This is a genomic window from Delftia sp. NA_296.1, assembly GCF_052692095.1.
This window is the reverse complement of record NZ_JBQZGF010000014.1, coordinates 62,713-84,590: the sequence shown is the minus strand read 5'-3', so window position 1 is coordinate 84,590 and position 21,878 is coordinate 62,713. Positions and strand designations below refer to the sequence as shown.

Annotated in this window: 18 protein-coding genes; 12 read left to right on the top strand and 6 right to left on the bottom strand. The window is 68.1% G+C overall.

Annotated features, from left to right (window positions below; genetic code table 11):
* Positions 1-78 precede the first annotated feature (78 nt).
* Positions 79-1,095 (bottom strand): FadR/GntR family transcriptional regulator, encoded by a 1,017-nt coding sequence (locus tag ACUTR7_RS26910; RefSeq protein WP_013804785.1) that lies wholly within the window; start codon positions 1,093-1,095, stop codon positions 79-81.
* Between the two features lie 244 nt (positions 1,096-1,339).
* Between ACUTR7_RS26910 and ACUTR7_RS26905 the strand changes: the two genes are divergently transcribed.
* The 10 genes from ACUTR7_RS26905 to ACUTR7_RS26860 all read left to right on the top strand — a co-directional run bounded on the left by ACUTR7_RS26905 (position 1,340) and on the right by ACUTR7_RS26860 (position 12,706).
* Positions 1,340-2,545: an ABC transporter substrate-binding protein gene (locus tag ACUTR7_RS26905; protein ID WP_445610223.1), complete on the top strand. Its 1,206-nt coding sequence runs from the start codon at positions 1,340-1,342 to the stop codon at positions 2,543-2,545.
* Between the two features lie 205 nt (positions 2,546-2,750).
* Complete coding sequence (locus ACUTR7_RS26900) at positions 2,751-3,611, top strand: branched-chain amino acid ABC transporter permease (protein ID WP_012207821.1); 861 nt, start codon at positions 2,751-2,753, stop codon at positions 3,609-3,611.
* Between the two features lie 5 nt (positions 3,612-3,616).
* Positions 3,617-4,609 (top strand): branched-chain amino acid ABC transporter permease, encoded by a 993-nt coding sequence (locus tag ACUTR7_RS26895; protein WP_013804787.1) that lies wholly within the window; start codon positions 3,617-3,619, stop codon positions 4,607-4,609.
* Positions 4,606-5,385, top strand: a complete 780-nt coding sequence (locus ACUTR7_RS26890) for an ABC transporter ATP-binding protein (protein ID WP_012207823.1) — start codon at positions 4,606-4,608, stop codon at positions 5,383-5,385. The genes ACUTR7_RS26895 and ACUTR7_RS26890 overlap by 4 nt, the downstream gene beginning before the upstream one ends.
* Positions 5,382-6,092 (top strand): ABC transporter ATP-binding protein, encoded by a 711-nt coding sequence (locus tag ACUTR7_RS26885; RefSeq protein WP_013804788.1) that lies wholly within the window; start codon positions 5,382-5,384, stop codon positions 6,090-6,092. Before ACUTR7_RS26890 ends, ACUTR7_RS26885 begins: the two co-directional genes overlap by 4 nt.
* Positions 6,093-6,124: 32 nt before the next feature.
* Complete coding sequence (locus ACUTR7_RS26880) at positions 6,125-7,420, top strand: Zn-dependent hydrolase (protein WP_445610222.1); 1,296 nt, start codon at positions 6,125-6,127, stop codon at positions 7,418-7,420.
* On the top strand, positions 7,417-8,883 hold the full coding sequence (locus ACUTR7_RS26875) for a M81 family metallopeptidase (protein WP_445610221.1): 1,467 nt from the start codon (positions 7,417-7,419) through the stop codon (positions 8,881-8,883). Before ACUTR7_RS26880 ends, ACUTR7_RS26875 begins: the two co-directional genes overlap by 4 nt.
* Positions 8,884-9,091: 208 nt before the next feature.
* Positions 9,092-11,401: an NADP-dependent malic enzyme gene (locus ACUTR7_RS26870; protein ID WP_096914532.1), complete on the top strand. Its 2,310-nt coding sequence runs from the start codon at positions 9,092-9,094 to the stop codon at positions 11,399-11,401.
* 310 nt (positions 11,402-11,711) lie between these two features.
* Positions 11,712-12,131 carry a ribonuclease domain-containing protein gene (locus ACUTR7_RS26865; protein WP_013804791.1) on the top strand — a complete coding sequence of 140 codons (420 nt, stop codon included), beginning with the start codon at positions 11,712-11,714 and terminating at the stop codon, positions 12,129-12,131.
* 149 nt (positions 12,132-12,280) lie between these two features.
* Positions 12,281-12,706, top strand: a complete 426-nt coding sequence (locus tag ACUTR7_RS26860; protein WP_013804792.1) for a barstar family protein — start codon at positions 12,281-12,283, stop codon at positions 12,704-12,706.
* Positions 12,707-12,786: 80 nt separating this feature from the next.
* Here the strand turns inward: ACUTR7_RS26860 and rsmA are convergent, their stop codons facing one another.
* The 3 genes from rsmA to ACUTR7_RS26845 form a co-directional block, all read right to left on the bottom strand.
* Positions 12,787-13,554 (bottom strand): 16S rRNA (adenine(1518)-N(6)/adenine(1519)-N(6))-dimethyltransferase RsmA, encoded by a 768-nt coding sequence (gene rsmA / locus ACUTR7_RS26855; RefSeq protein ID WP_445610220.1) that lies wholly within the window; start codon positions 13,552-13,554, stop codon positions 12,787-12,789.
* 76 nt (positions 13,555-13,630) lie between these two features.
* Positions 13,631-15,058: a peptidylprolyl isomerase gene (locus ACUTR7_RS26850; RefSeq protein WP_013804794.1), complete on the bottom strand. Its 1,428-nt coding sequence runs from the start codon at positions 15,056-15,058 to the stop codon at positions 13,631-13,633.
* A 41-nt stretch (positions 15,059-15,099) separates the two neighbouring features.
* Complete coding sequence (locus ACUTR7_RS26845; RefSeq protein ID WP_445610219.1) at positions 15,100-17,535, bottom strand: LPS-assembly protein LptD; 2,436 nt, start codon at positions 17,533-17,535, stop codon at positions 15,100-15,102.
* A gap of 93 nt (positions 17,536-17,628) precedes the next feature.
* Between ACUTR7_RS26845 and ACUTR7_RS26840 the strand changes: the two genes are divergently transcribed.
* Complete coding sequence (locus tag ACUTR7_RS26840) at positions 17,629-18,726, top strand: aminoglycoside phosphotransferase family protein (protein ID WP_198819867.1); 1,098 nt, start codon at positions 17,629-17,631, stop codon at positions 18,724-18,726.
* Between the two features lie 13 nt (positions 18,727-18,739).
* Positions 18,740-19,492, top strand: coding sequence for a 16S rRNA (uracil(1498)-N(3))-methyltransferase (locus tag ACUTR7_RS26835; protein WP_198819866.1), 753 nt, complete (start codon positions 18,740-18,742; stop codon positions 19,490-19,492).
* On the opposite strand, the gene ACUTR7_RS26830 is transcribed toward ACUTR7_RS26835, so the two are convergent.
* Positions 19,479-20,363, bottom strand: coding sequence for an alpha/beta hydrolase (locus ACUTR7_RS26830; protein WP_445610218.1), 885 nt, complete (start codon positions 20,361-20,363; stop codon positions 19,479-19,481). The two genes, ACUTR7_RS26835 and ACUTR7_RS26830, sit on opposite strands and share 14 nt — an antisense overlap.
* Complete coding sequence (locus tag ACUTR7_RS26825) at positions 20,363-21,871, bottom strand: M20 family metallopeptidase (protein WP_013804799.1); 1,509 nt, start codon at positions 21,869-21,871, stop codon at positions 20,363-20,365. The genes ACUTR7_RS26830 and ACUTR7_RS26825 overlap by 1 nt, the downstream gene beginning before the upstream one ends.
* Positions 21,872-21,878: the final 7 nt, after the last annotated feature.

Genomic DNA, 21,878 nt, shown 5'->3' with positions numbered 1-21,878 from the left:
CCGAGCGCGCGGCAGCATACCAGCAGCGGGCGGCGCGAAACGCGTGGCCTGGGCCGGCAATGACCGGCGCGGGACAGTTCAAGAGGCCGCGCGCTTGCGTGCGGCGGCGGGACGCGCCGACAGTGGCTTGGCGGGCGCCTTCGGAGCCGCCTTTGCGGTGGTCTTCGCGACGGCTTTTGCGGCGGTCTTTGCGGCCGGCCTTGCCGTTGTTGTTGGCGCTGCTTTTGCTGCCGGTTTCGGTGCCTTTTTTGGTGCAGTCCTCGGCACTGCCATCGCAGGCTTTTCCACCGGCTGCACGGCGCGTTGCGGACGCGGGCTGCGCAGGCTGTCGGCATCCAGGATGAGCCGCCCCTGGATGCGGCCCTTCATGCGCTTGACGCTGCTGGCTGCATCCCGCATGTGCTGCTGCATCAGCGCATGCACCTTCACGGCATCGCGTTCGCGTGCGGCCTGCACGATGTCGCGGTGGATCCGGGCATTGGCCTCGCCAAAGCGCCGGTGCTCGGACTGGGGCGTGCGGTTGGCGAAGACGATGAGCTGGCGAATCATCTCGTTGATGAGCTCGCAGGTGAAGCGCAGGAAGGGGTTGGGATTGGCCGCTGCAAGGATGTCGTGGAAGTTCACGTCCTCGCGCCGCTGGCTCACCAGGTCCTCGCTGCTTTGCGTGGGGTCGCAGCAGGCGATGCTGTGCTCCAGCGCGTCGAAATCCGCCTCGGTCAGATGGGGCACGGCGCCTGCCGCCAGCTCGGGCTCCAGCATCTGGCGCACCGTGTAGATGTCGTCGATGGTCACCTCCTGGAAGAACAGGTAGTTCTGCATGAACTGCAGCGTGCGGTCCAGCGGCACCTCGACGACCGTGCCACCGCCCGAAGGGCCGGTGGAGATGGTGATCAGCCCCTGCACTTCCAGCGATTTGAGGGCCTCGCGGATCGTGCCCTTGCTGACCTGGAACTGTGCCTGCAGCTCGCTTTCGCGCGGCAGGCGGTCGCCGGGGCTAAGGTTCTTTTCGGTGATCAGGCGCTTGATCTCCTGGGCCACGAGATCCGGGCGCTTGAGCTGCCGGATGGCCAGGGAGGGCGACTTGGGTGTATCCATTGTTGTGTTCTCCGGAAGGGCACCGGATCGTGTCCGCGCCCAGTCTGCATGCGGGTTTGGTGCAGTATGCACCGCCATGGCGCGTGGCCGTGCCCGCCTAGGGTTAGCACGCGCCCTATTTCTTCTATTTATCACTATAAATATGAATCAAGGAGCCTGCACGCACCCATTTCGACTGGCATGCAACTTGCTCTGAAAAGCGTACCCGGGCCGCAGCGCCTTCAGTCCCCATCACGGAGATCCCATGCAACGTCGTCACCTCCTGCAACTCTCGGCACTGGGCGCATTGCCCGCATCGCTGGGCCTGGGCCGCAGCGTCTGGGCGCAGTCCAAGGACAGCATCCAGTTCGCCTGCCCCGTGCCCATGTCGGGCGCCTTCGCGGCCAACGGAAAGTATGCGGACCTGGGCATGAAGCTGGCCATCGAGCAGTACGGCAAGGCGCTGGGCCGCCCGCTGGCCTACACCGTGCTGGACACCGAGGGCAAGCCCGCCACGGCCGTGCGCAAGCTGCAGGAGTCTTCGCAGCAGCAGGGCACGCGCTTCTTCGCAGGCGGCATCCTGTCGTCGGAGGCGCTGGCCATGGGCAAGGAGGCCGAGAAGACCGGCGGCATCTTCATCACCACCGCAGGCGCCGACGAGATCACGGGCAAGGACTGCAACAGCGCCACCTTCCGCTGGTCGGCACCCACCTTCGGCGCCATCGAGCAGACCGTGCGCCCGCTGGTCGAATCCCTGCCCAAGGCCAAGCGCTGGTACACCATCACGCCGCAGTACGTGTTCGGCGACGGCCTGCTGACGGCGGCCAAGAACATCTTCAAGGAAAAGGGCATCGAGCATGTGGGCAACAGCTACCACTCGCTGACCGAAAAGGAGTTCAGCGGCTACCTGACCAATGCCGTGGCCGCCAAGCCCGACGTGCTGCTGCTGCTGAACTTCGGCGCCCAGTCCTCGGACACGCTGCGCCAGGCCATCAGCTTCGGCATGAACAAGAACATGACCATCCTGATCGCCTGGGCCTCGGGGCTGGAGCAGTTCGAATCGCTGGGCGCCGACCTGTGCGACGGCGTGTACTTCGGCGCCCAGTACTGGCACACGGTGGACACGCCGCTCAACCGCGATCTGGTGCAGCGCTGCAACGACAAGTTCAAGGCCAATCCCAACTACAGCCTGGCCGGCCACTACATCTGCACCAAGCTGATGATCGACGCCATCATCAAGGCCGGCACGGCCGACCCCAAGGCCGTGGTCGCCGCGCTGGAAGGCATGAAGTACCAGGGCCTGACGGGCGAGGAAGAAGTGCGCAAGGCCGACCACCAGGTGCTCAAGAGCTACTACCTGCTCAAGGGCAAGGCCAAGTCCAAGATGAAGAACAAGGACGACTACGTGGATGTGGTCAGCTCCGGCAAGTCCTTCCTGCCCGTAGACCAGACCGGCTGCAAGCTGATTTGAGATGAAAGGCTCCCCCTGAGCGGCTGCGCCGCTTCCCCCTCTCTACCCGCTTCGCGGCGGAGGGGGACGACACCTTCGCTGCGGGGCGGCCCTTGCTTGGTGTCCCTGGGTTGGGCCATGCCAGTTCAAAGGCACAGCACCATGACCGGCGTGCTTCAGAGCCACCGGGCACTTCGCTTTCTTCGTCCATCGTTTCGGACCCTGTATGAGCATCTATCTGCTTCAGACCATCAACGGGATCGGCATAGGCATGCTGTATTTCCTGTTGGCCGTGGGCCTGTCCATCGTTTTCGGCCTGCTGCGTTTCGTGAATTTCGCGCACGGTGCCTTCTACCTGCTGGGCGCCTATTTCTGCTACCAGATGACGCGCTGGGGCATGAGTTTCTGGCTGTCCCTGGTCGTGGTGCCGCTGGCCGTGGGCGCGCTGGGCTGGCTGGTGGAAAAGCTCATGCTGCGCCATGTGTATGCCAAGGCGCATGAGTTCCACATCATCGTCACCGTGGGCCTGGCCCTGGTGGTGCAGGAGCTGGTGATCGTGCAATGGGGCCCGCTGGGCGACAGCGTGGCCGTGCCCGATCTGCTGCAGGGCGTGGTGATGTGGGGCAGCTTCGTCTATCCCAAGTACCGGCTGTTCGTGATCGGCTTCACCGCCGTGCTGGCCGTGCTGCTGTGGTGGCTGCTGGAGGGCACGCGGCTGGGCAGCGCGGTGCGCGCGGGCAGCGAATCGACCGAGATGGTGTCCCTGCTGGGCGTGAACGTGCTGCGCATCTTCAGCCTGGTGTTCGCGCTGGGCGCGGCCACGGCGGCGCTGGCCGGCGTGCTGGCCGCGCCCATACGCGGCGCCGAGCCCTTCATGGGCGTGGAGGCGCTGGGCGTGGCCTTCGTGATCGTGGTCGTGGGCGGGCTGGGCAGCTTCGGCGGCGCCCTGGTCGGCGGCCTGCTGATCGGCATCGTGCAAAGCGTGATGAGCACGCTGTGGCCCGAGGGCGCGCGCCTGATGATCTACGTGGCCATGGCCGCGGTGCTGCTGCTGCGACCCCATGGCCTGCTGGGCCGCAAAGGATGAAGACCATGACCAGGCATTCCCATCTCCTTCTCGCGCTGGCCATCGTGGTCGCCATGCCGCTGTGCATGCAGTCGGGCTCGCTGGCCAGCGAGGTGCTGATCTTCGGCCTCGCGGCCATGGGCTGCAATCTGCTGCTGGGCTACACGGGGCTGCTGTCCTTCGGCCAGGGCATCTTCTTCGGGCTGGGCAGCTACACCATCGCCCTGCTGCTGACGCGCTGGCCGCTGCCCATGCCGCTGGCCCTGCTGGCCGCCACGGCCATGGGCGCCGTGGGCGCGGCCATCGTCGGCTGGGTGGCCATACGCCAGCGCGGCACCTATTTCGTGATGCTGACCCTGGCGTTTGCGCAGATGTTCTATTTTCTGGCCTACTCGGCCACGGACATCACCGGCGGCGACAACGGCCTGCTCGATGTGCCCCGCCCCGCCCTCGCGGTGGCCGGCCAGACGCTGTGGCCGCTGGCCACGCCCTGGCAGTACTACGGCTTTGTGGCCGTGCTCTTTCTGGTGGTGTTCTGGCTGCTGCGCCGCGTCTGCGACTCCATGTTCGGCCGCACCCTGCTGGCCGTGCGCGACAACGAGGAGCGCGCCGCCGCCGTGGGCTACGACCTGAGGCTGCTGAAGCTGCAGGCCTTCGTGATCTCGGGCGCCGTGACGGGCCTGGCCGGCGCGCTGCACGCCATGATGACGGGCATCGCCCCGCTGTCCAACGCCGAGTACCACACCAGCGAAATGATCCTGGTGATGACCGTGATCGGCGGCACGGGCAACCTGCTGGCCTCGGTGCTGGGCGCGGCCTTCTATGTGCTGCTGGGCGACTGGCTGTCCACCCTGTGGCCGCGCTGGCTGCTGCTGCTGGGCGTGGTGCTGATGATCGTGAGCCTGGGCCTGCAGCGCGGCCTGTGGGGCCTGGGCGAGAGCCTGTGGGCCCTGGTGCGCCGCAAAGGGCCGGCAGATGCCGAGACGGCCGCTGCAGAAACCAAAGGAGGCCAGGCATGAGCGCCGCAGCATCTCCCATCCTGCTCGAAGCCGTGGGCGTCGAGAAACGCTATGACAAGTTCGTCGCCCTGGGCGGCGTGGACCTCAAGGTCCGCGCCCACACCGTGCACTCGGTGATCGGCCCCAACGGCGCGGGCAAGACCACGCTGTTCCACATGCTCACGGGCACCAAGAGCGTGAGCGGCGGGCGCATCGTCTTCGACGGCCACGACGTGACGCGCGAGCCCGACCACCGACGCGTGCGCCGTGGCATGGCACGGTCCTTTCAGGTCACCAGCCTGTTCCTGACCCTGCCCGTGCGCGAGAACCTGCGCCTGGCCGCACAGGGCGTGGCCCCCGCCAGGGCGTTGGACTGCTGGAACGCGCCCGTGGGTGCTCGCGCCCTGGCCGATACCGTGGCCAGCGTGCTGTCGCGCCTGGGCCTGGAGCGCCATGCGGACACGCCGGCCGGCAACCTCTCGCACGGCCAGCAGCGGCGGCTGGAGGTGGGCATGGCCCTGGCCGCACGGCCCAAGGCCATCTTCCTGGACGAGCCGACCTCGGGCATGGGCATCGACGACCTGGACGAGATGAAGCGCCTGATCCAGGGCCTCAGGGACGAGCACACCGTGGTCCTCATCGAGCACAACATGAACATCGTCATGGACATCTCCGACACCATCACCGTCATGCAGCAAGGCCGCGTGCTGGCCGAAGGACTGCCCCACGAGATCCGCGCCGACGAGCGCGTGCGCAGCGCCTATCTGGGCAACATGATCACGGGAGGAAAGGCATGAGCGGTCCCCTGCTTTCGGTCGAGGGCATACACGCCCACTACGGCAAGAGCCATGTGCTGCAGGGCGTGTCGCTGCAGGTGCAGGACGGCGAGCTGGTCACGCTGCTGGGCCGCAACGGCGCGGGCAAGACCACCACGCTCAAGTCCATCGCGGGGGTGATGCAGCCCTCGCAGGGGCAGATCCGCTTCGGCGGCGAGCCCGTGCACCGGCTGGCCACGCACCAGGTGGCCCAGCGCGGCATCTGCCTGGTGCCAGAGCACCGCGGCATCTTCAAGCTGCTCACGGTGGAGGAGAACCTGCTGCTGGGCCAGCGCAAACGCTCCCCCTGGCAGCTGGCCGACATCTACCGCATCTTCCCGCGCCTCAAGGAGCGGCGCGGCAACGGCGGCGGGCAGCTGTCGGGCGGCGAGCAGCAGATGCTGGCCATAGGCCGCGCCCTGATGAACGCGCCGCGCCTGCTCATGCTGGACGAGCCCGTCGAGGGCCTGGCGCCCGTGATCGTGGAGGAGATCGTGGCCCAGCTCAAGACCATCAAGGCCGCTGGCGTGGCGATCTTGCTGGTGGAGCAGAACCTGGAGGTCTGCACCCAGCTGGCCGACCGCCACTACATCATCGAACAGGGTGCGATTGCGCACGAGGCAGGCAATGCCGCTTTCCTGGCCGATGACGCCATCAAGGACCGGTATCTCGGTGTAGGGATCGCCTGATCCACCGCCTTTCGCATTCCCAGGAGTCATTCATGGATCTCAGTACCCCTCTTGCAGCCACCGCCGTTGCGGCCGGGCTGCGCACCGACGGCGCCCGCCTGTGGCAATCGCTGATGGACCTGGCGCGCATAGGCGCCACACCCAAGGGCGGCGTGTGCCGCCTGGCGCTGACGGACCTGGACCGCCAGGGGCGCGATCTCTTCGTGCAGTGGGCGCGCGAGGCCGGCTGCAGCATCCGCGTCGATGCCATCGGCAACATCTTCGCGCGGCGCGCGGGCCTGGACGATGCGCTGCCGCCCGTGATGACGGGCAGCCACATCGACACCCAGCCCACAGGCGGCAAGTTCGACGGCAACTACGGCGTGCTGGCCGGGCTGGAGGTGCTGCGCACGCTCAACGACGGCGGCGTGCGCACGCGCGCCCCGGTGGAGGTGGCCGTGTGGACCAATGAGGAAGGCTCGCGCTTCGTGCCCGTGATGATGGGCTCGGGCGTGTTCGTCAATGCCTTCACGCTGGAGCATGCGCTGGCCCAGCGCGATGCCCAGGGCGTGAGCGTGGACGAGGCGCTGCGCGCCATCGGCTATGCCGGGCCGGCCGGCCCGGCGCCTGCGGTGGGCGCGTATTTCGAAGCCCATATCGAGCAGGGCCCGGTGCTGGAAAACCATGAACGCGTGATCGGCGTGGTCAGCGCCGCGCTGGGCCAGCGCTGGTACGACGTCAGCGTGCAAGGCATGGAGGCCCATGCCGGCCCCACGCCCATGGAGCTGCGCCACGACGCGCTGCTGGCCGCCAGCTGCATCGTGGCCGAGGTCAACCGCATCGCCGTGGACCGCCTGCCGCATGCGCGCGGCACCGTGGGATCGCTGGAGGTGTTTCCCAACTCGCGCAACGTGATCCCGGGCGGGGTCAAGCTCAGCGTGGACCTGCGCGCGCCGGACGACGGCCAGTTGCTGGACATGGACGCCGCACTGCGCGCGGCCTGCGAGCGCATTGCCGCCGCGCGTGGCGTGACCATTGGCGTGGAGCAGGTCGTCTACTTCCCGCCCCAGCCCTTCACGCCGCACCTGGTGGAGGCCGTGCGCGCCAATGCCGCCGACCTGGGCTACAGCGCCATGGACGTGGTCAGCGGCGCGGGCCACGATGCCGTCTACCTGGCGCGCGTGGCGCCTGCCGCCATGATCTTCGTGCCCTGCGCCGACGGCATCAGCCACAACGAGATCGAGGACGCCGAGCCCGCCCACCTGGAGGCCGGCTGCAACGTGCTGCTGCGCGCCATGCTGGCGGCCGCGGGCGTGGTGCAGGCAGCGGACGGCGGGGTGCCGGCATGAAGATCCTGATCGCCCGGCTCAACCACGAGACCAATACCTTCTCGCCCGTGCCCACGCCCATCGAGGCGTTTGCGCCCACCTATGGCGAGGCCGCCTATTCGGCCAACAAGGGCATGCGCACGGCCATGGCCGCCTTCATCGACCTGGCCGAGGCGGCGGGCGCCACCCTGGTCACGCCGGTCTCTGCCACCTCCAATCCCAGCGGCCCCGTGCATGCGGCCGCCTACGACGAACTCACGCGCCGCATCGTGGCGGCCGCGCCGGGCTGCGATGCCATCTTGCTGGACCTGCACGGTGCCATGGTGGCCGAGAACAGCGCCGACGGCGAAGGCGACCTGCTCGAACGCGTGCGCGCCGCCGCACCCGGCGTGCCCGTTGGCGTGGCGCTGGACCTGCACGGCAACATCACCGAAAAAATGGTGGGCAATGCCGACGTGATGGTGGGCTTCAAGACCTATCCGCACATCGACATGTACGAGACCGGCGAGCACGCGGGCCGCCTGCTGCTGGACATGCTGGCAGGCCGCGCGCGCTATGCCGTGTGCTGGCACCGGCTGCCGCTGATGAGCCACACGCTGCGCAGCACCACGCTGGACGGCCCCATGCTGGACGCCGTGAACGCCGCGCGCACCCTGGAAGCGGAGGGCCTGCCGGCGGTCTCGGTGTTCGGCGGCTTCTCGCTGGCCGACATCGCCGCGCCCTGCGTGAGCGTGGTCGCCACCTGCAGGACCGACGAGCGCGCGGCCACCCAGGCGAGCGTGGACGCGCTGGCCGCCCGGATCTGGCAGCGCCGGGCCGATTTCATCTACCGCAGCGAGCCGCTGGCCGATTCGCTGCGCCGCGCCCAGGCCCTGGCCGAAGGCGCCGACCGCCCCGTGCTGCTGCTCGACCATGGCGACAACTGCATGTCCGGCGGCACCTGCGACACCATGGACGTGCTGCAGACCGCGCTGGAGCTGGGCCTGTCAGGCATTGCCGTAGGCCCGCTGTGCGACCCCGAAGCGGTTGCCTCGCTCACGGCGGCCGGCGAAGGCGCCGAGGTGGAGATCGCGCTGGGCAACAAGGTATCGCTGGAGCGCATCGGCCTGCACAAGCAGCCGCTGCGGCTGCGCGGCACGGTGCGTGCCGTCAGCGACGGCGCCTACACGGTCAGCGGCCCCATCTACACGGGCCAGCGCTGCCACATGGGCCGCACGGTCTGCCTGGACACGGGCGCAGCGCAGATCGTGATCACCGAGCAGACGCACGAGCCCTGGGACCTGGGCGTGTTCCACTGCGTGGGCATGGACCCGACGCGCTTTCGCTTCGTGCTGCTCAAGTCGCGCATGTACTGCCGGCCCGTCTTCGTGCCGCTGTCCGCCGGCCTGGTCGAGTGCGACAGCCCCGGCGTGACCACCTCGGACTATTCGCGCTTTCCGTTCGCCCGGGTCAGCCGCCCGGTGTTTCCGCTGGACGCCATCTGATGGATGCCAGGTGATTGCCCGGCTTTGCGGCGGCGCGCAAGCAAAGACCGCCGCCGCCGCAGGGCATTGGGCAACCAGGCATCACAACAGTTTCACAGCAGGGCCCGGCTATTGCCTGTCGGCCTACAATCGGTTCCCCCCTACCTCGGCCGACGGCACGCGGGCTGATCCGCGCGTGCGTTGGCCATGCCTTCGCTGGAGACGCTTGATGTCCGACAACACGGCCCCGACCCCTTCCGATAAACGTGCCCAGCTGCGCCGTGCCGCACTCGAATACCACGAGTTTCCCAAGCCCGGCAAGTTGACCATCGTGCCGACCAAGCCCATGGCCAACCAGCATGACCTGGCCCTGGCCTACTCGCCCGGCGTGGCAGCGCCCTGCGAAGAGATCGTCAAGGACCCGGCCGCCGCCTTCAAGTACACGGCGCGCGGCAACCTGGTGGCCGTGATCTCCAACGGCACCGCCGTGCTGGGCCTGGGCGACATCGGCGCGCTGGCCTCCAAGCCGGTGATGGAAGGCAAGGCCGTCCTGTTCAAGAAGTTCGCGGGCGTGGACGTCTTCGACATCGAGATCAACGAGAAGGACCCGCAAAAGCTGGTCGATGTGATCGCCGCGCTGGAGCCCACCTTCGGCGCCATCAACCTGGAAGACATCAAGGCGCCCGAGTGCTTCTTCGTGGAGCGCGAGCTGCGCCGCCGCCTGAAGATCCCCGTCTTCCACGATGACCAGCACGGCACGGCCATCACCGTGGCAGCGGCCATGGTCAACGCGCTCAAGGTGGCCGGCAAGAAGATCGAGGAGGTCCGTCTCGTGGCCTCGGGCGCGGGCGCCGCTGCCCTGGCCTGCCTGAACCTGCTGCTCAAGGTCGGCCTGCGCCGCGAGAACGTGTTCGTCACCGACCTGGCCGGCGTGGTCTACGAGGGCCGCACCGAGCTGATGGACGAGGACAAGGCCCAGTTCGCTCGCCCCACCGAGCTGCGCACGCTGGGCCAGGTCATCGAAGGCGCCGACGTCTTCCTGGGCCTGTCGGCCGGCGGCGTGCTCAAGCAGGACATGGTGGTCAAGATGGCCGCGCGTCCGGTGATCTTCGCGCTGGCCAACCCCAACCCCGAAATCATTCCCGAAGACGTGAAGGCCGTGCGCAGCGACGCCATCATCGCCACGGGCCGCTCGGACTATCCCAACCAGGTCAACAACGTCCTGTGCTTCCCGTACATCTTCCGCGGTGCCCTGGACTGCGGCGCGACCACCATCACCACCGAGATGGAAATCGCCACCGTCCACGCCATCGCCGAGCTGGCCCAGGCCGAGCAGAGCGAGGAAGTGGCGGCCGCCTACGTGGGCGAGCAACTGACTTTCGGCCCTGAGTACCTGATCCCCAAGCCCTTCGATCCGCGCCTGATGATGAAGATCGCATCGGCCGTGGCCCAGGCTGCCGCCGAGTGCGGCGTGGCCCAGCGCCCGATCCAGGACATGGATGCCTACCGCGCCCACCTGCAGACCTTCGTCTACGCCTCGGGCACCATGATGAAGCCGCTGTTCGCCGCGGCCAAGAAGGCCGCCAAGAAGCGCGTGGCCTACGCCGAGGGCGAGGAAGAGCGCATCCTGCGCGCCACGCAGATCGTGGTGGACGAGCGCATTGCGCGCCCCACGCTGATCGGCCGCCCGGCCATCATTGCCCAGCGCATCGAGAAATTCGGCCTGCGCCTGAAGGAAGGCACGGACTACGACGTGGTCAACGTCGAGCACGACGAGCGCTACCGCGACTTCTGGCAGACCTACCACCGCATGACCGAGCGCAAGGGCATCACCGTGCCCATCGCCCGGATCGAGATGCGCCGCCGCCTGACCCTGATCGGCTCCATGCTGCTGCACAAGGGCGAAGTCGATGGCCTGATCACCGGCACCTGGGGCCAGACATCGCACCACCTGCAGTATGTGGACCAGGTGATCGGCCGCCGCGCCGGCGTGCAGACCTATGCCTGCATGAACGGCCTGCTGCTGCCCGACCGCCAGGTCTTCCTGGTGGACACCCACGTCAACTACGACCCCACGGCCGAGCAGCTGGCCGAGATCACCATCATGGCCGCCGAGGAAATGATGCGTTTCGGCGTCAAGCCCAAGGCCGCCCTGCTGTCGCACTCCAACTACGGCTCCAGCAACCAGCCCAGCGCAGTCAAGATGCGCCAGACCCTGGAGCTGCTGCGCGAGCAGGCCCCGTGGCTGGAAGTGGACGGCGAGATGCACGGCGACGTGGCCCTGGACGGCAAGGCCCGCGCCCAGCTCATGCCCAACAGCACGCTGCTGGGCAACGCCAACCTGCTGGTCATGCCCAACATCGACGCGGCCAACATCAGCTACAACCTGCTCAAGCAGGCCGCTGGCGGCGGCATTGCCATCGGTCCCGTGCTGCTGGGCGCCGCCCGTCCCGTGCACATCCTCACGCCGAGCACGACGGTGCGCCGCATCGTCAACATGACGGCGCTGACGGTGGCGGACGCTAACGCTAATCGGTAAGCACCCCCTGAGCGGCTTCGCCGCTTCCCCCTCTCTCGCTTCGCGGGAGGGGGACGACACCCTCGCTGCGGGGCGGCCCTTGCTCGGTGTCCCTCGTTTTGGCCGCGCGCGCTTTTTTTGACAACGGGCGGCATTTGCATCGAATAGAAGGCAACTCAGGCGCAGAGTTGCCTTCTCACTGTTCAATCCCCAGACATTTCCTTGGTCAAGCTGCCTGTTTTTTGGGCAGAACTTGCATTTTGAGGGGTGTTCCGTCACACTAGCGGGTCGAGATTTCAGGGCTTCCCTGGATTTCTGAAAGGTGTAGTTGATGCTGAAGGCAGCCGCCGCCAAGGCGTACCAGTCCGGTCTAGCGCTCATCGTCGGGGCCGCCTTTGTGCTGTCGCCCTCGCTCGCTGATGCGCGCCGCTCGGCGCCCGAGAGCGTGGAGACGACAGCGGCCGTGGCCACCGTCGCCCTGTCCGAGTTGCCGCGCGAAGGCCGTTCCACGTATACGCTGATCCTGCGCGGCGGGCCTTTTGCCCACGACAAGGACGGCACGGTGTTCGGCAACCGCGAGCGCATCCTGCCGCGCCAGTCGCGCGGCTATTACCGTGAGTACACGGTGCGCACGCCCGGTTCGCGTGACCGTGGAGCCCGCCGCATCGTCTGCGGCGGAGAGCCCCAGCAGCCCGATGCCTGCTACTACACCAGCGACCACTACAGCAGCTTTCGCAAGATCATCGAATGACCTCGACCCAGTCTCTACAGCCAGTTCGACCCTCCGTGTCCGACGCAGTGCGCTGGCAGGGGTCTGCATTTCATCCACAGCCCAGGGATGCCGAAGGCCATGAGCCCGTCCCCGCAGGCCACATCCACGTTAGAGAAAGAGCCACGGAGATGGATGCACCACTTCGTAAGATCCCCGACACCCCTTTGCGGAACGTGCGCGCCAACATCGTGCAGTCCATCCGCGCCTACAGGGTGGAGGATCTGCAACAGGCGGCCGAGACGCTGGGGTGCCATTTTCTGTATGCCAACCTGGCCCATGCGCAGACCAAGGCCGATATCCTGGAACTGCTGGCCACGCAGTTCTTCTTCCCTGCGCATTTCGGCAAGAACTTCGACGCGCTCTACGACTGCCTGACCGACCCCATCCACAAGGCCGGCCCGCAGCCGGGCTTTGTGCTCGTGCTCGACCAGATCCCGACCACGCCCAAGTTCGACAAGGAAGTGCGCGAGCAGCTGCTGGACAGCTTCCGCGACGCGGCCGAGTACTGGGCCGAGCGCAAGATTCCGTTCCGCTGCTTCTACTCGTTCCTGTAAGCGCAGGACATTGAGGGCCCAGAGCCCCCAGCGCCCAATCGGGTGCTGTGGGCTCTGCAGTCGCTGGGCGCCGCCTGTGCCTAGGCGCGCGTGAACCGGGCGGCGAGTGCCTCGTATTCGGACACCGGCACTTCCTCGGCGCGGCGCTGCAGGTCGAATTCCCCGTCAAAGCCCTTGGCCTCCAGCCAGCGCCCCAGCGTGTTGCGCAGGATCTTGCGCCGCTGGCTGAAGGCCACCTGCACCATCTCCTCCAGCAGCTTCGCGTCCAGGGCCGCCGGCGCCTCGCGCGGGACCATGCGCACGACGGCGCTGTCCACCTTGGGCGGCGGATTGAAGCTCTCGGGCGGCACGTACAGCACGCTCTCCATCGCATAGCGCCACTGCAGCATGACCGTCAGCCGCCCATAGGCGGCCGTGGAGGGCGCCGCCACCATGCGGTCGATGACCTCCTTTTGCAGCATGAAATGCTGGTCCTCGACCACGTCCACCTGCTCGAGCAGGTGAAAGAGGATGGGGCTGGAGATGTTGTAGGGCAGGTTGCCCGCAATGCGCAGCTTGGGCACGCCCAGACGCGCGGCAATGGCACGGAAGTCCACCTTGAGCACGTCGGACTCGACCACGTCGAGCTGCTCGTGCAGGCGCAGGCGCACGGCCAGGTCGCGGTCCAGCTCGATCACGGTGAGCCGGCCCAGGCGTTCGACCAGGGGCTGGGTCAGGGCCATCAGGCCCGGCCCGATCTCGACCATGGACTGGCCCGGCCGGGGGTCGATGGCGCTCACGATGCCGTCGATGATGCCGTCATCGGTCAGGAAGTTCTGGCCGAAGCGTTTGCGAGGAATGTGTTTCATAGAAAAAGCAAGGCGGTGCGCCATGGCACCGCCTTCCATTGTGGACTGCTGCAGCCGCAGCTGCTCGGGGGGTGTCTTATTGCGGAGGCTCGCGGTACTCGACGTAGGCGCGGCCACGCAGTTCCTGGAGCCAGGTCTGGTAGTCGGTTTCGAGCTTGCGCTCGCGCACCACGTTGCGCACCATGTCGCGCTGCTCGCGGGGCGTCAGCGCAGCCTGGCGGCGCTCGATGAGCTGGATCAGGTGCACACCGAAGCGCGAGACCAGCGGGTCGCTGACTTGGCCGGGCTGCAGCGCATTGAGCACCTGCTCGAACTCGGGCACGAACTGGCCGGGCGAGGCCCAGCCCAGGTCGCCGCCGTTGCGCGCGCTGCCGTCCTGCGAGAACTCGCGGGCCAGCGATTCGAAGCTGGCCTGGCCGCTGTCCACGCGGCGCTTGTAGTCGGCCAGGCGCTTGGCGGCATCGGCCTCGGTCATCTGGTCGCCAATGCGCAGCAGGATGTGGCGCGCATGGTTTTGCGTGACCACGGACGGCATGCCGGCCTGCGACTTCTCAAGCACCTTGAGCACGTGAAAGCCCGCGCCCGAACGGAAGGGGCCGACGATGCCGCCCTGCGCCGTCTGGCCCACGGCCTTGGTGAACAGCTCGGGATAGCGGTCCAGCGGGCGCATGCCCATGGCGCCGCCGCCCTGGCCGTCGGGCACATCGGAGAACTCCTTGACCACGGCCAGGAAGTCGCCTTGCGTGCGGGCGGCCTCGGCGGCCTGCTTGGCGCGGGCCTCGCGCTCGGCCACTTCGGCGGGGCTGGCGTTCTCGGGCACGGAAATCAGGATGTGGCCCAGGTTCACGGCGGCCGGTGCCTTGTCGGCACCGCCGCTGCGCTGCTCAGCCAGGTAGCGATCGATGTCGGCATCGGTGACGCGCACGCGGCCGTCCACATCGCGCTCGCGCAGACGTTGCAGCGTGATCTGGCGGCGCAGCTCTTCGCGGAACTGCTTTTCGTTCACGCCTTCGGCCCGCAGGCGGGACTGCAGGCCAGCCTTGTCCAGGCCGTTTTGCCGCGCCACATTGGTCAGCGCCTGGTCCACGGCGTAGTCATCCACGCGCAGGCCCGTGTCCTTGGCTTCCTGCAGCTGGGCCTTTTCGACGATCAGGCGCTCGAGCACCTCGCGGGCCAGCAGCGCCTCGGGCGGCATCTGGCCGCCCTGCTCGGCAATGTTCTGCGCCACGCGCGCCATGCGGGCACGCACTTCGTTGTTGGTCACCGGCTCGGAGTTGACCACGGCGACGATGTAGTCGGCCGAGCGCACGCCTGCCTTGGCGCCGCGATCGCGCGACGAGGGCAGGTTGGTGGCGTCCAGCGCACGCGAGACGGAGGCATCGCCGGCCTGGGGCGCCCTGGACTGGCCCGGAACACGCAGGCCTTGCGCCTGGGCTGTGGTGGCCAGCAAGGCCAGCGCCACAGCGGCAGCTGCGCAGCAATGGGTCTGGGAAAGAAAACGCATGGGAGAGATGCCTTGCAAAAAGCGTGTTTGGAGCGTTGGCTCTAATCGTAGTTGGTGAAGCGGCTGGGAGGCGTCACGGACTCGCGCAGGTACTGGTAGCGCGGCACATTCTGCTTGAGGCTGCGCTGCGGGTCTGCACCCAGGCTCAGCCGCGAGAAGCCGACGAACTCGATCTGGAACAGCAGCCGGGTGTTGGACTGGGTGATGGAGCTTTGCAGACGCTCCAGCACCACGCGGCCAATCCAGCAGCAGCCGTCGTACTCCAGCCCGACCACGGTATCGACGAGCTTGCGGTCCTTCAGGCTGTAGTTCAGCCGGCCCACCGTGTACCAGCGCCCGCCGCCCTGGCCACGGCCGGCACCCAGGTCGCGCCCCTTGTCGCCCCACAGGTCGTTGATGGGCCATTGCCAGCCCACATCGATCAGCTTGCTGGCGTCGGTACGCGCCACGGTGTCGTACTGGGTACGGTAGGCCACGTTCACCGTGCGGTAGGAGCTGGGGCTGTAGCGCGCACCAAAGGTGGTACGCACCGAGCGGTTGAGGTCGCGGTTGTACTGGGTCGTGCCTTCGGTGGACCAGGCATCGGTCCAGTTGATGGCCGCGCCCAGCAGCACGTCGGACAGGCGGCTGGTGGCCGGCACCTCGCCGGGCAAGATGACCTTCTGGTCGGAGAAACGCACGCGCTGCGCAATGCCGAAGCGCGCCTTTTCCGCACCCGTGGCCCCGTCGATCAGGCGCGTGGTCGCGCCCAGGGTCAGCAGGTGGTTATCGGCAATGCGGTCCTGGCCGTTGTAGTCGTTCTCGGAGTAGATGCTCGCGAAGTTGAAGTCGTTGCGCGCCGTGTCATACAGCGGCAGAAAGCTCTGGTCGCGGTAGGGCGTGTAGGTGTAGAAGGCGCGCGGCTCGAAGGTCTGCAGCAGCTGGCGGCCGAACAGCGTGGTGTCGCGCTCGAACACCAGGCCGCTGTCCACGCTGACCGTGGGCAGCGTGCGCGAGGCATTGCGGCTGCCGTTGCTCATCAGGCTGTCCACCTGGTAGTTGCTGGTGTGCAACTGGATCCTGGGCGTGATGAAGGCGCCCGGCGACAGGAAGGGGCGGCTCACCTGGGCCAGCATGTAGCTGCGCTGGCCGTTGTTGTAGGTCATGCCGGCCAGGGGCTTGTCGATCTCGAAGCGCGTGGTGTCGGCCACAAAGCTGAAGTCCAGGCCGTGCGGCAGGTCCAGCGGCGTGTAGCGCCATTGCAGTTGCGGCTTCATGCCGTAGGGCGGGGCAATGGGCGCCGATGCATCCTGCATGGTCTGCCAGTACAGGGTGCGCAGGGTCAGCACATTGTCGCCACGTGCCCAGGACAGGTTCACATCGTTGGGCAGCAGGCGCTCGCGCAGCGTTTTGGCGGCCAGCGGGAAGTCGCGCCAGTAGTTGTCGTCGCTGACGCGGTTGAGGTTCATGTTCAACCCCAGGCCACCGATGGGCGAGTCGATGACGCCCCGGTGCTGCAGCGAGTAGGCCCAGCGGTCCCGGTCACGCTGGCGGTCGCCGGGCATGTAGGCCGCATAGGCCTCGCCCGAATAGGTCGGCTCCAGGTAGCGGAACTGGGCGCCCAGGTTGACGCCGCGCTTGCTCATGACCGAGGGATACAGGGTCATGTCGCGGTTGGGCGCAAGGTTCCAGTAGTAGGGCTGCGTGTATTCGATGCCGCTGAGCTTGTCCAGGCCCATGGTGGGAGGCAGCAGGCCCGACTTGCGCTTGTCCGACAGCGGGAAGCTCATGCGCGGCACGGGCAGCACGGTCACGCCCTTGAACTGCAGGGCAGCGCCCTCGGCCACGCCCACCTCCTCGGCCATATCGATGTGCAGGGTCCGGGCGCGCAGCATCCAGGCCGGCTCCCAGCTGGCCTCGTCGTCGCGCTGGCAGGTGGTGTAGGTGGCATCGTGGACCACGGCATGGTCGCGGTCGATGAAGTCCACGCGCGAGGATTTGCCGTAGGCACCATTGGCCAGGAAGCGATATCCGGCGTTGTCGAAAAAGCCCTTGAAGGCATCGACCTCCAGGTCCAGCTGCGTGCCCTCGTAGACATTGCCGGCCTGGTTGATGTGCACCGCGCCCGAGGCATTGACGCGGTCGTCGGGCACCTGGTACTCGAGCCGGTCGGCGCGGATCATGGTGTCGCCACGGCGCAGTTCGGCATTGCCCTCGACCACCGAGTTGATGTCCGGCTGGCCGCTGAGCGCGTCACCGCGCACATAGACGGGCTGCTGGGAGCGCACTGCCTCGGGATAGGTTTCCTGCATCAGCGTGCTGGGACGCAGCGGGCGGACTTGCTGCAGCCGGCCTTCGTCGGCTGCAGCGGGCTGGGCCTGGGCCATCGTGGAGCCACCGGCCCATGCGAGAGCCACAAGCCAGGCCAGCGGGCGTACAGCGGGGCGCGCGGGCGCGCGGGCAGCCAGCGGATCGGGGAGCGGCGGTCGGAGGTACACGGTGGTCAACAGCGGCGGGTGGACAAAGGCGCAAGCCTAGCATCACCGCCGGGCATTCGCCGGGGGTGGCGGTTTGTAGAATCGCGATTATCCATGAGCCATCCAAACACCCCCACGGCCGGCGTTGTCTGGGCCGACCCCGCCCGCCACGCCGCCTTCGACGCCTGGCTGGCCCCGCTGTCCGCCCGCCACGCGCTGCGCCCCGAAACCCTGCGCCCTGCCTCGGCCGATGCCAGCTTTCGCCGCTATCTGCGCCTGGACACCAGCGCGGACGCCAGCCTCATCGTCATGGATGCCCCGCCGGACAAGGAAGATTGCGCGCCCTTCGCCAAGGTGCAGGCGCTGATGGCCTCGGCCGGGCTGGCCGTGCCGCAGATCCTGGACTGGGATGCGGCGCACGGCTTCATGCTGCTGTCCGACCTGGGCGGCCACACCGTCATCGAGGCGCTGGACCCGGAAAAGCCCCAGGACGCGGAAGCCTGGTACCGCTCGGCGCTGGAGGTGCTGCTGGCCTGGCAGACCGCCTCGCGCCCCGACGTGCTTCCCGCGTATGACGACGCGCTGCTGCGCCGCGAGCTGCAGCTGTTCCCGGACTGGTACATCGCGCGCCACCGCGAGACCGTGCTCGACGACAGGCAGCAGGCCACGCTGGCCAAGGCCTTCGACCAGATCGTGGCCCACAACCTGGCGGCACCCAGCGTCTTCGTGCACCGCGACTTCATGACGCGCAATCTCATGCAGCCCGTGACCGCCAGCGGCCCGCTGGGCGTGCTGGACTTCCAGGATGCGGTCTATGGCCCGGTGACCTATGACATCGCCAGCCTGCTGCGCGATGCCTTCATCAGCTGGGAAGAGGACTTTGTCATCGACATTACCGTGCGTTACTGGGAGAAGGCGCGCAAGTCGGGATTGGTCGGCGCGCGCAGCCAAAGCGGCTGGGGCGACGATTTCGGTGAGTTCTACCGGGGCGTGGAGTGGATGGGCCTGCAGCGCCACCTCAAGGTGGCCGGCATCTTCGCGCGGCTGACGCTGCGCGACGGCAAGCCCCGCTACCTGGCCGACGCGCCGCGCTTCATCCACTACATCCGCTCCACCTGCAGCCGCTACCGCGAGCTGACGCCGCTGCTGCGCCTGGTGGACCAGATCGAAAACATCCAGCCCCAGGTCGGCTGGGCCTACGGGCGCGTCTGAGAACGGATACGCCATGCCACGCTTTCACTGCCCCATTGCGCTGCGCAGCGGCGCCGACATCGACCTGCCGCCCGGCGCGGCCCGCCATGTGCAGGTGCTGCGCCTGCAGCCCGGCGACGGCATCACCCTCTTCGAAGGCCGCGCCGGCGAAGGCTTCAGCGGCGGCGAGTTCGAGGCCACCGTGCTGCGCATGGGCCGCAGCGACGTGGCCGTGCGCATAGGCGCGCACCACGCCGTGGAACGCGAGCCCCTGCGCCCCGTTCACCTGCTGGCCGGCATCACGGCCAACGAACGCATGGACTGGCTGGTGGAGAAGGCGGCCGAGCTGGGCGCCGCCAGCATCACCCCGCTGGTGGCCGAGCGCAGCGTGCTCAAGCTCAAGGGCGAGCGCGCCGAGAAAAAACTCGCCCACTGGCAGGCCGTGGCCGTATCGGCCTGCGAGCAGTGCACGCGCAACCGCGTTCCCCCGCTGCACACCCCTGCAGACCTGGAGGACTGGCTGGAGGGCGGTGCGAAACAGCTGCCGCCCGGCACGCTGCGCCTGCTGCTGTCGCTGGGCGAGGGCACGCGGCCGCTGGGTGAGATCCTGGATGCCACGGCCGAGGATTCACCCGTGGTCTTTCTCTCCGGCCCCGAGGGCGGCCTGTCGCCTGCAGAGGAGGCCCTGGCCCGCGCCCAGGGCTTTGTGCCCGTCACGCTGGGGCCACGCGTGCTGCGCGCGGAAACCGCGCCCCTGGCCGCGCTGGCGGCGCTCACGCTGGCCTGAAGCGGCCCAGCCAGTCGCGCAGCCGCGCGAACACGGGCGCGGCGAAGTCATCGCGCTCGTTGAACAGCTCATGGTAGGCGCCGTCAAAGCGCTGCGCCTGTACCACGGCTGGCGGCGCGCGGTCGGAAAAGGCCTGGCTGCCGGCCGGCGCCACCAGCCTGTCGTCCCCCGCCCACAGCAATAGGCTGGGCACGCTCCACTGCCCCGCGCGGGCCAGCACCTGCGGGCCGCCCTGCGCCAGAAACCGCGCCAGCCGCGCGCAGATGCGGTCATGGCACAGCGGATCGGCGCGGTAGGCATCGCAGACCGCCGCGTCATGCGAGAGATAGGGAATCTGCAGGCCGTTGGACACGCGCAGGTCGGGCACCAGGCGCGGCAGCGTGCCCACGAGCAGTTTCTGGATGGGCGACAGGCCCACGTCGAAGGCTGGCGAAGACAGCACCAGCGCATCGACAGGCCGGATGGCACGCGCCACGAACAGCGCAGCCACCAGGCCGCCCAGGCTGTGGCCCAGCAGCACCAGAGGCTGGCCAGCGGGCTGCTGGGCACGCGTGGCATCGACCACGGCCGCAAGGTCATCCAGCAGCCGGCCATCGGCCGTCAAGCCGCCGCGCGGCCCTGCCGAGCGCCCATGGCCGTATTGGTCGTAGCCGCGCACCGCATAGCCCCAGGCATTGAGGCGCCGGGCCAGCGTCTCATAGCGGCCGATGTGCTCGCCCAGGCCGTGCACCAGCAGCACGGTGGCGCGCGCCTGGCCCCCGTCCACGGGCCAGTCGCGCAGTGACAGCTCGGCGCCGTCGCTGGACGCAAGGCGCGTGACCTGGCCTTGCGAGGCAGGTGCAGGAACGGGTGCGGGGGCCGGCACTGCCATCACGCCACGCCAGCAGCGCCCGCCTCGGCGGCTGCCTGCGCCCCTGCCATGGCGGCGATCACCTGGGCCACGGCGGCCGTGAGCTTCTTGGCATAGGGCACGTGCAGGAATTCATTGGGACCGTGGGCATTGCTCTTGGGACCGAGCACGCCGCAGACCATCATCTGGGCCTTGGGAAAGCCCTGGCTGAGCATGTTCATCAGCGGAATCGTGCCGCCCTGGCCGATGTAGCCGCAGGAGGCGCCGAAATGCGCCTGGCTTGCCGCGTTGAGCGCGTCCTCGAACCAGCCGTCCATGGCTGGCGCATTCCAGCCGCTGGCGCCCGACAGGCCCTGCCAGGTCACACGGGCCTGGTAGGGCGCGTTGTCCTCCAGCAGCGCCTTCATTTCCTGCACGCAGGCGGCGGCATCGACCAGGGGCGGCAGGCGCAGACTGAGCTTGAAGGCGGTATAGGGGCGCAGCACGTTGCCGGCGTCCTGCAGCGCGGGCAGGCCCTCGGCGCCGGTCACGCTCAACGTGGGCTCCCAGGTGCGCTTGACCAGGGCCTGGACCGGGTCGGTGGTGGTGGGCAGGGCGAACAGCGTGGAGCCGCCGCAGTCGTAGTGCGCCCAGGGGAAGCGGGCATAGGTCTCCTCGCCCAGGATGGCCGCCGTGTCGCGCATCTGCGCCATGCGCTCGGCCGGCACCTCGCAGTGGAAGCTGGCAGGCAGCAGGCGCCCGGTCTTGCTGTCCTCCAGCCGGTCCAGCACCTGGCGCAGGATGCGGAAGGACGACGGCACGACGCCCGAGGCATCGCCCGAATGCACGCCCTCGGTGAGGATTTCCACCTTCAGCGTGCCGCTGGCCATGCCGCGCAGGCTGGTGGTCAGCCACAGCTGGTCGTAGTTGCCGGCGCCACTGTCCAGGCAGATCACCAGGCCCACATCGCCCAGGCGCGGACGCAGGGCATCGACATAGGGCAACAGGTCACGCGAGCCGCTTTCCTCGCAGGTCTCGATCAGGCCCAGGATGCGCGGGTGCGGCACGCCCTGGCGCTTGAGCTCCTGCACGGCCGCGATGCTGGCGTAGACCGCATAGCCGTCGTCGGCGCCGCCACGGCCATAGAGCTTGCCGTTCTCGTACTTGGGCGTCCACGGGCCCAGGTCGCTGCGCCAGCCGTCGAACTCTGGCTGCTTGTCCAGGTGGCCGTACATCAGCACCGTGGGGCTGGAGGCCGCCTTGTCCTGCGTGCCTTCCACCTCGAAGAACAGCACCGGCGTGCGGCCGGGCTGGCGCACGATCTCCAGCGTCAGGCCGGCCACCTTCTGCGCCAGCACCCAGTCGGCCGCATTGCGCAGCACGGTCTCCAGGTGGCCCTGCTGCTCCCAGTCGGGCGCGAACATGGGCGATTTGGCGGGAATGGCGATGTACTCGGTCAGCGCCGGGACGATGCGCTCGTCCCAGGAGCGGCTGATCTGGTCAAGCGCGGCTGCGGGCTGCAGCAGCTGCGAAGGGGTGCGTGCGTTCATGGCGGGT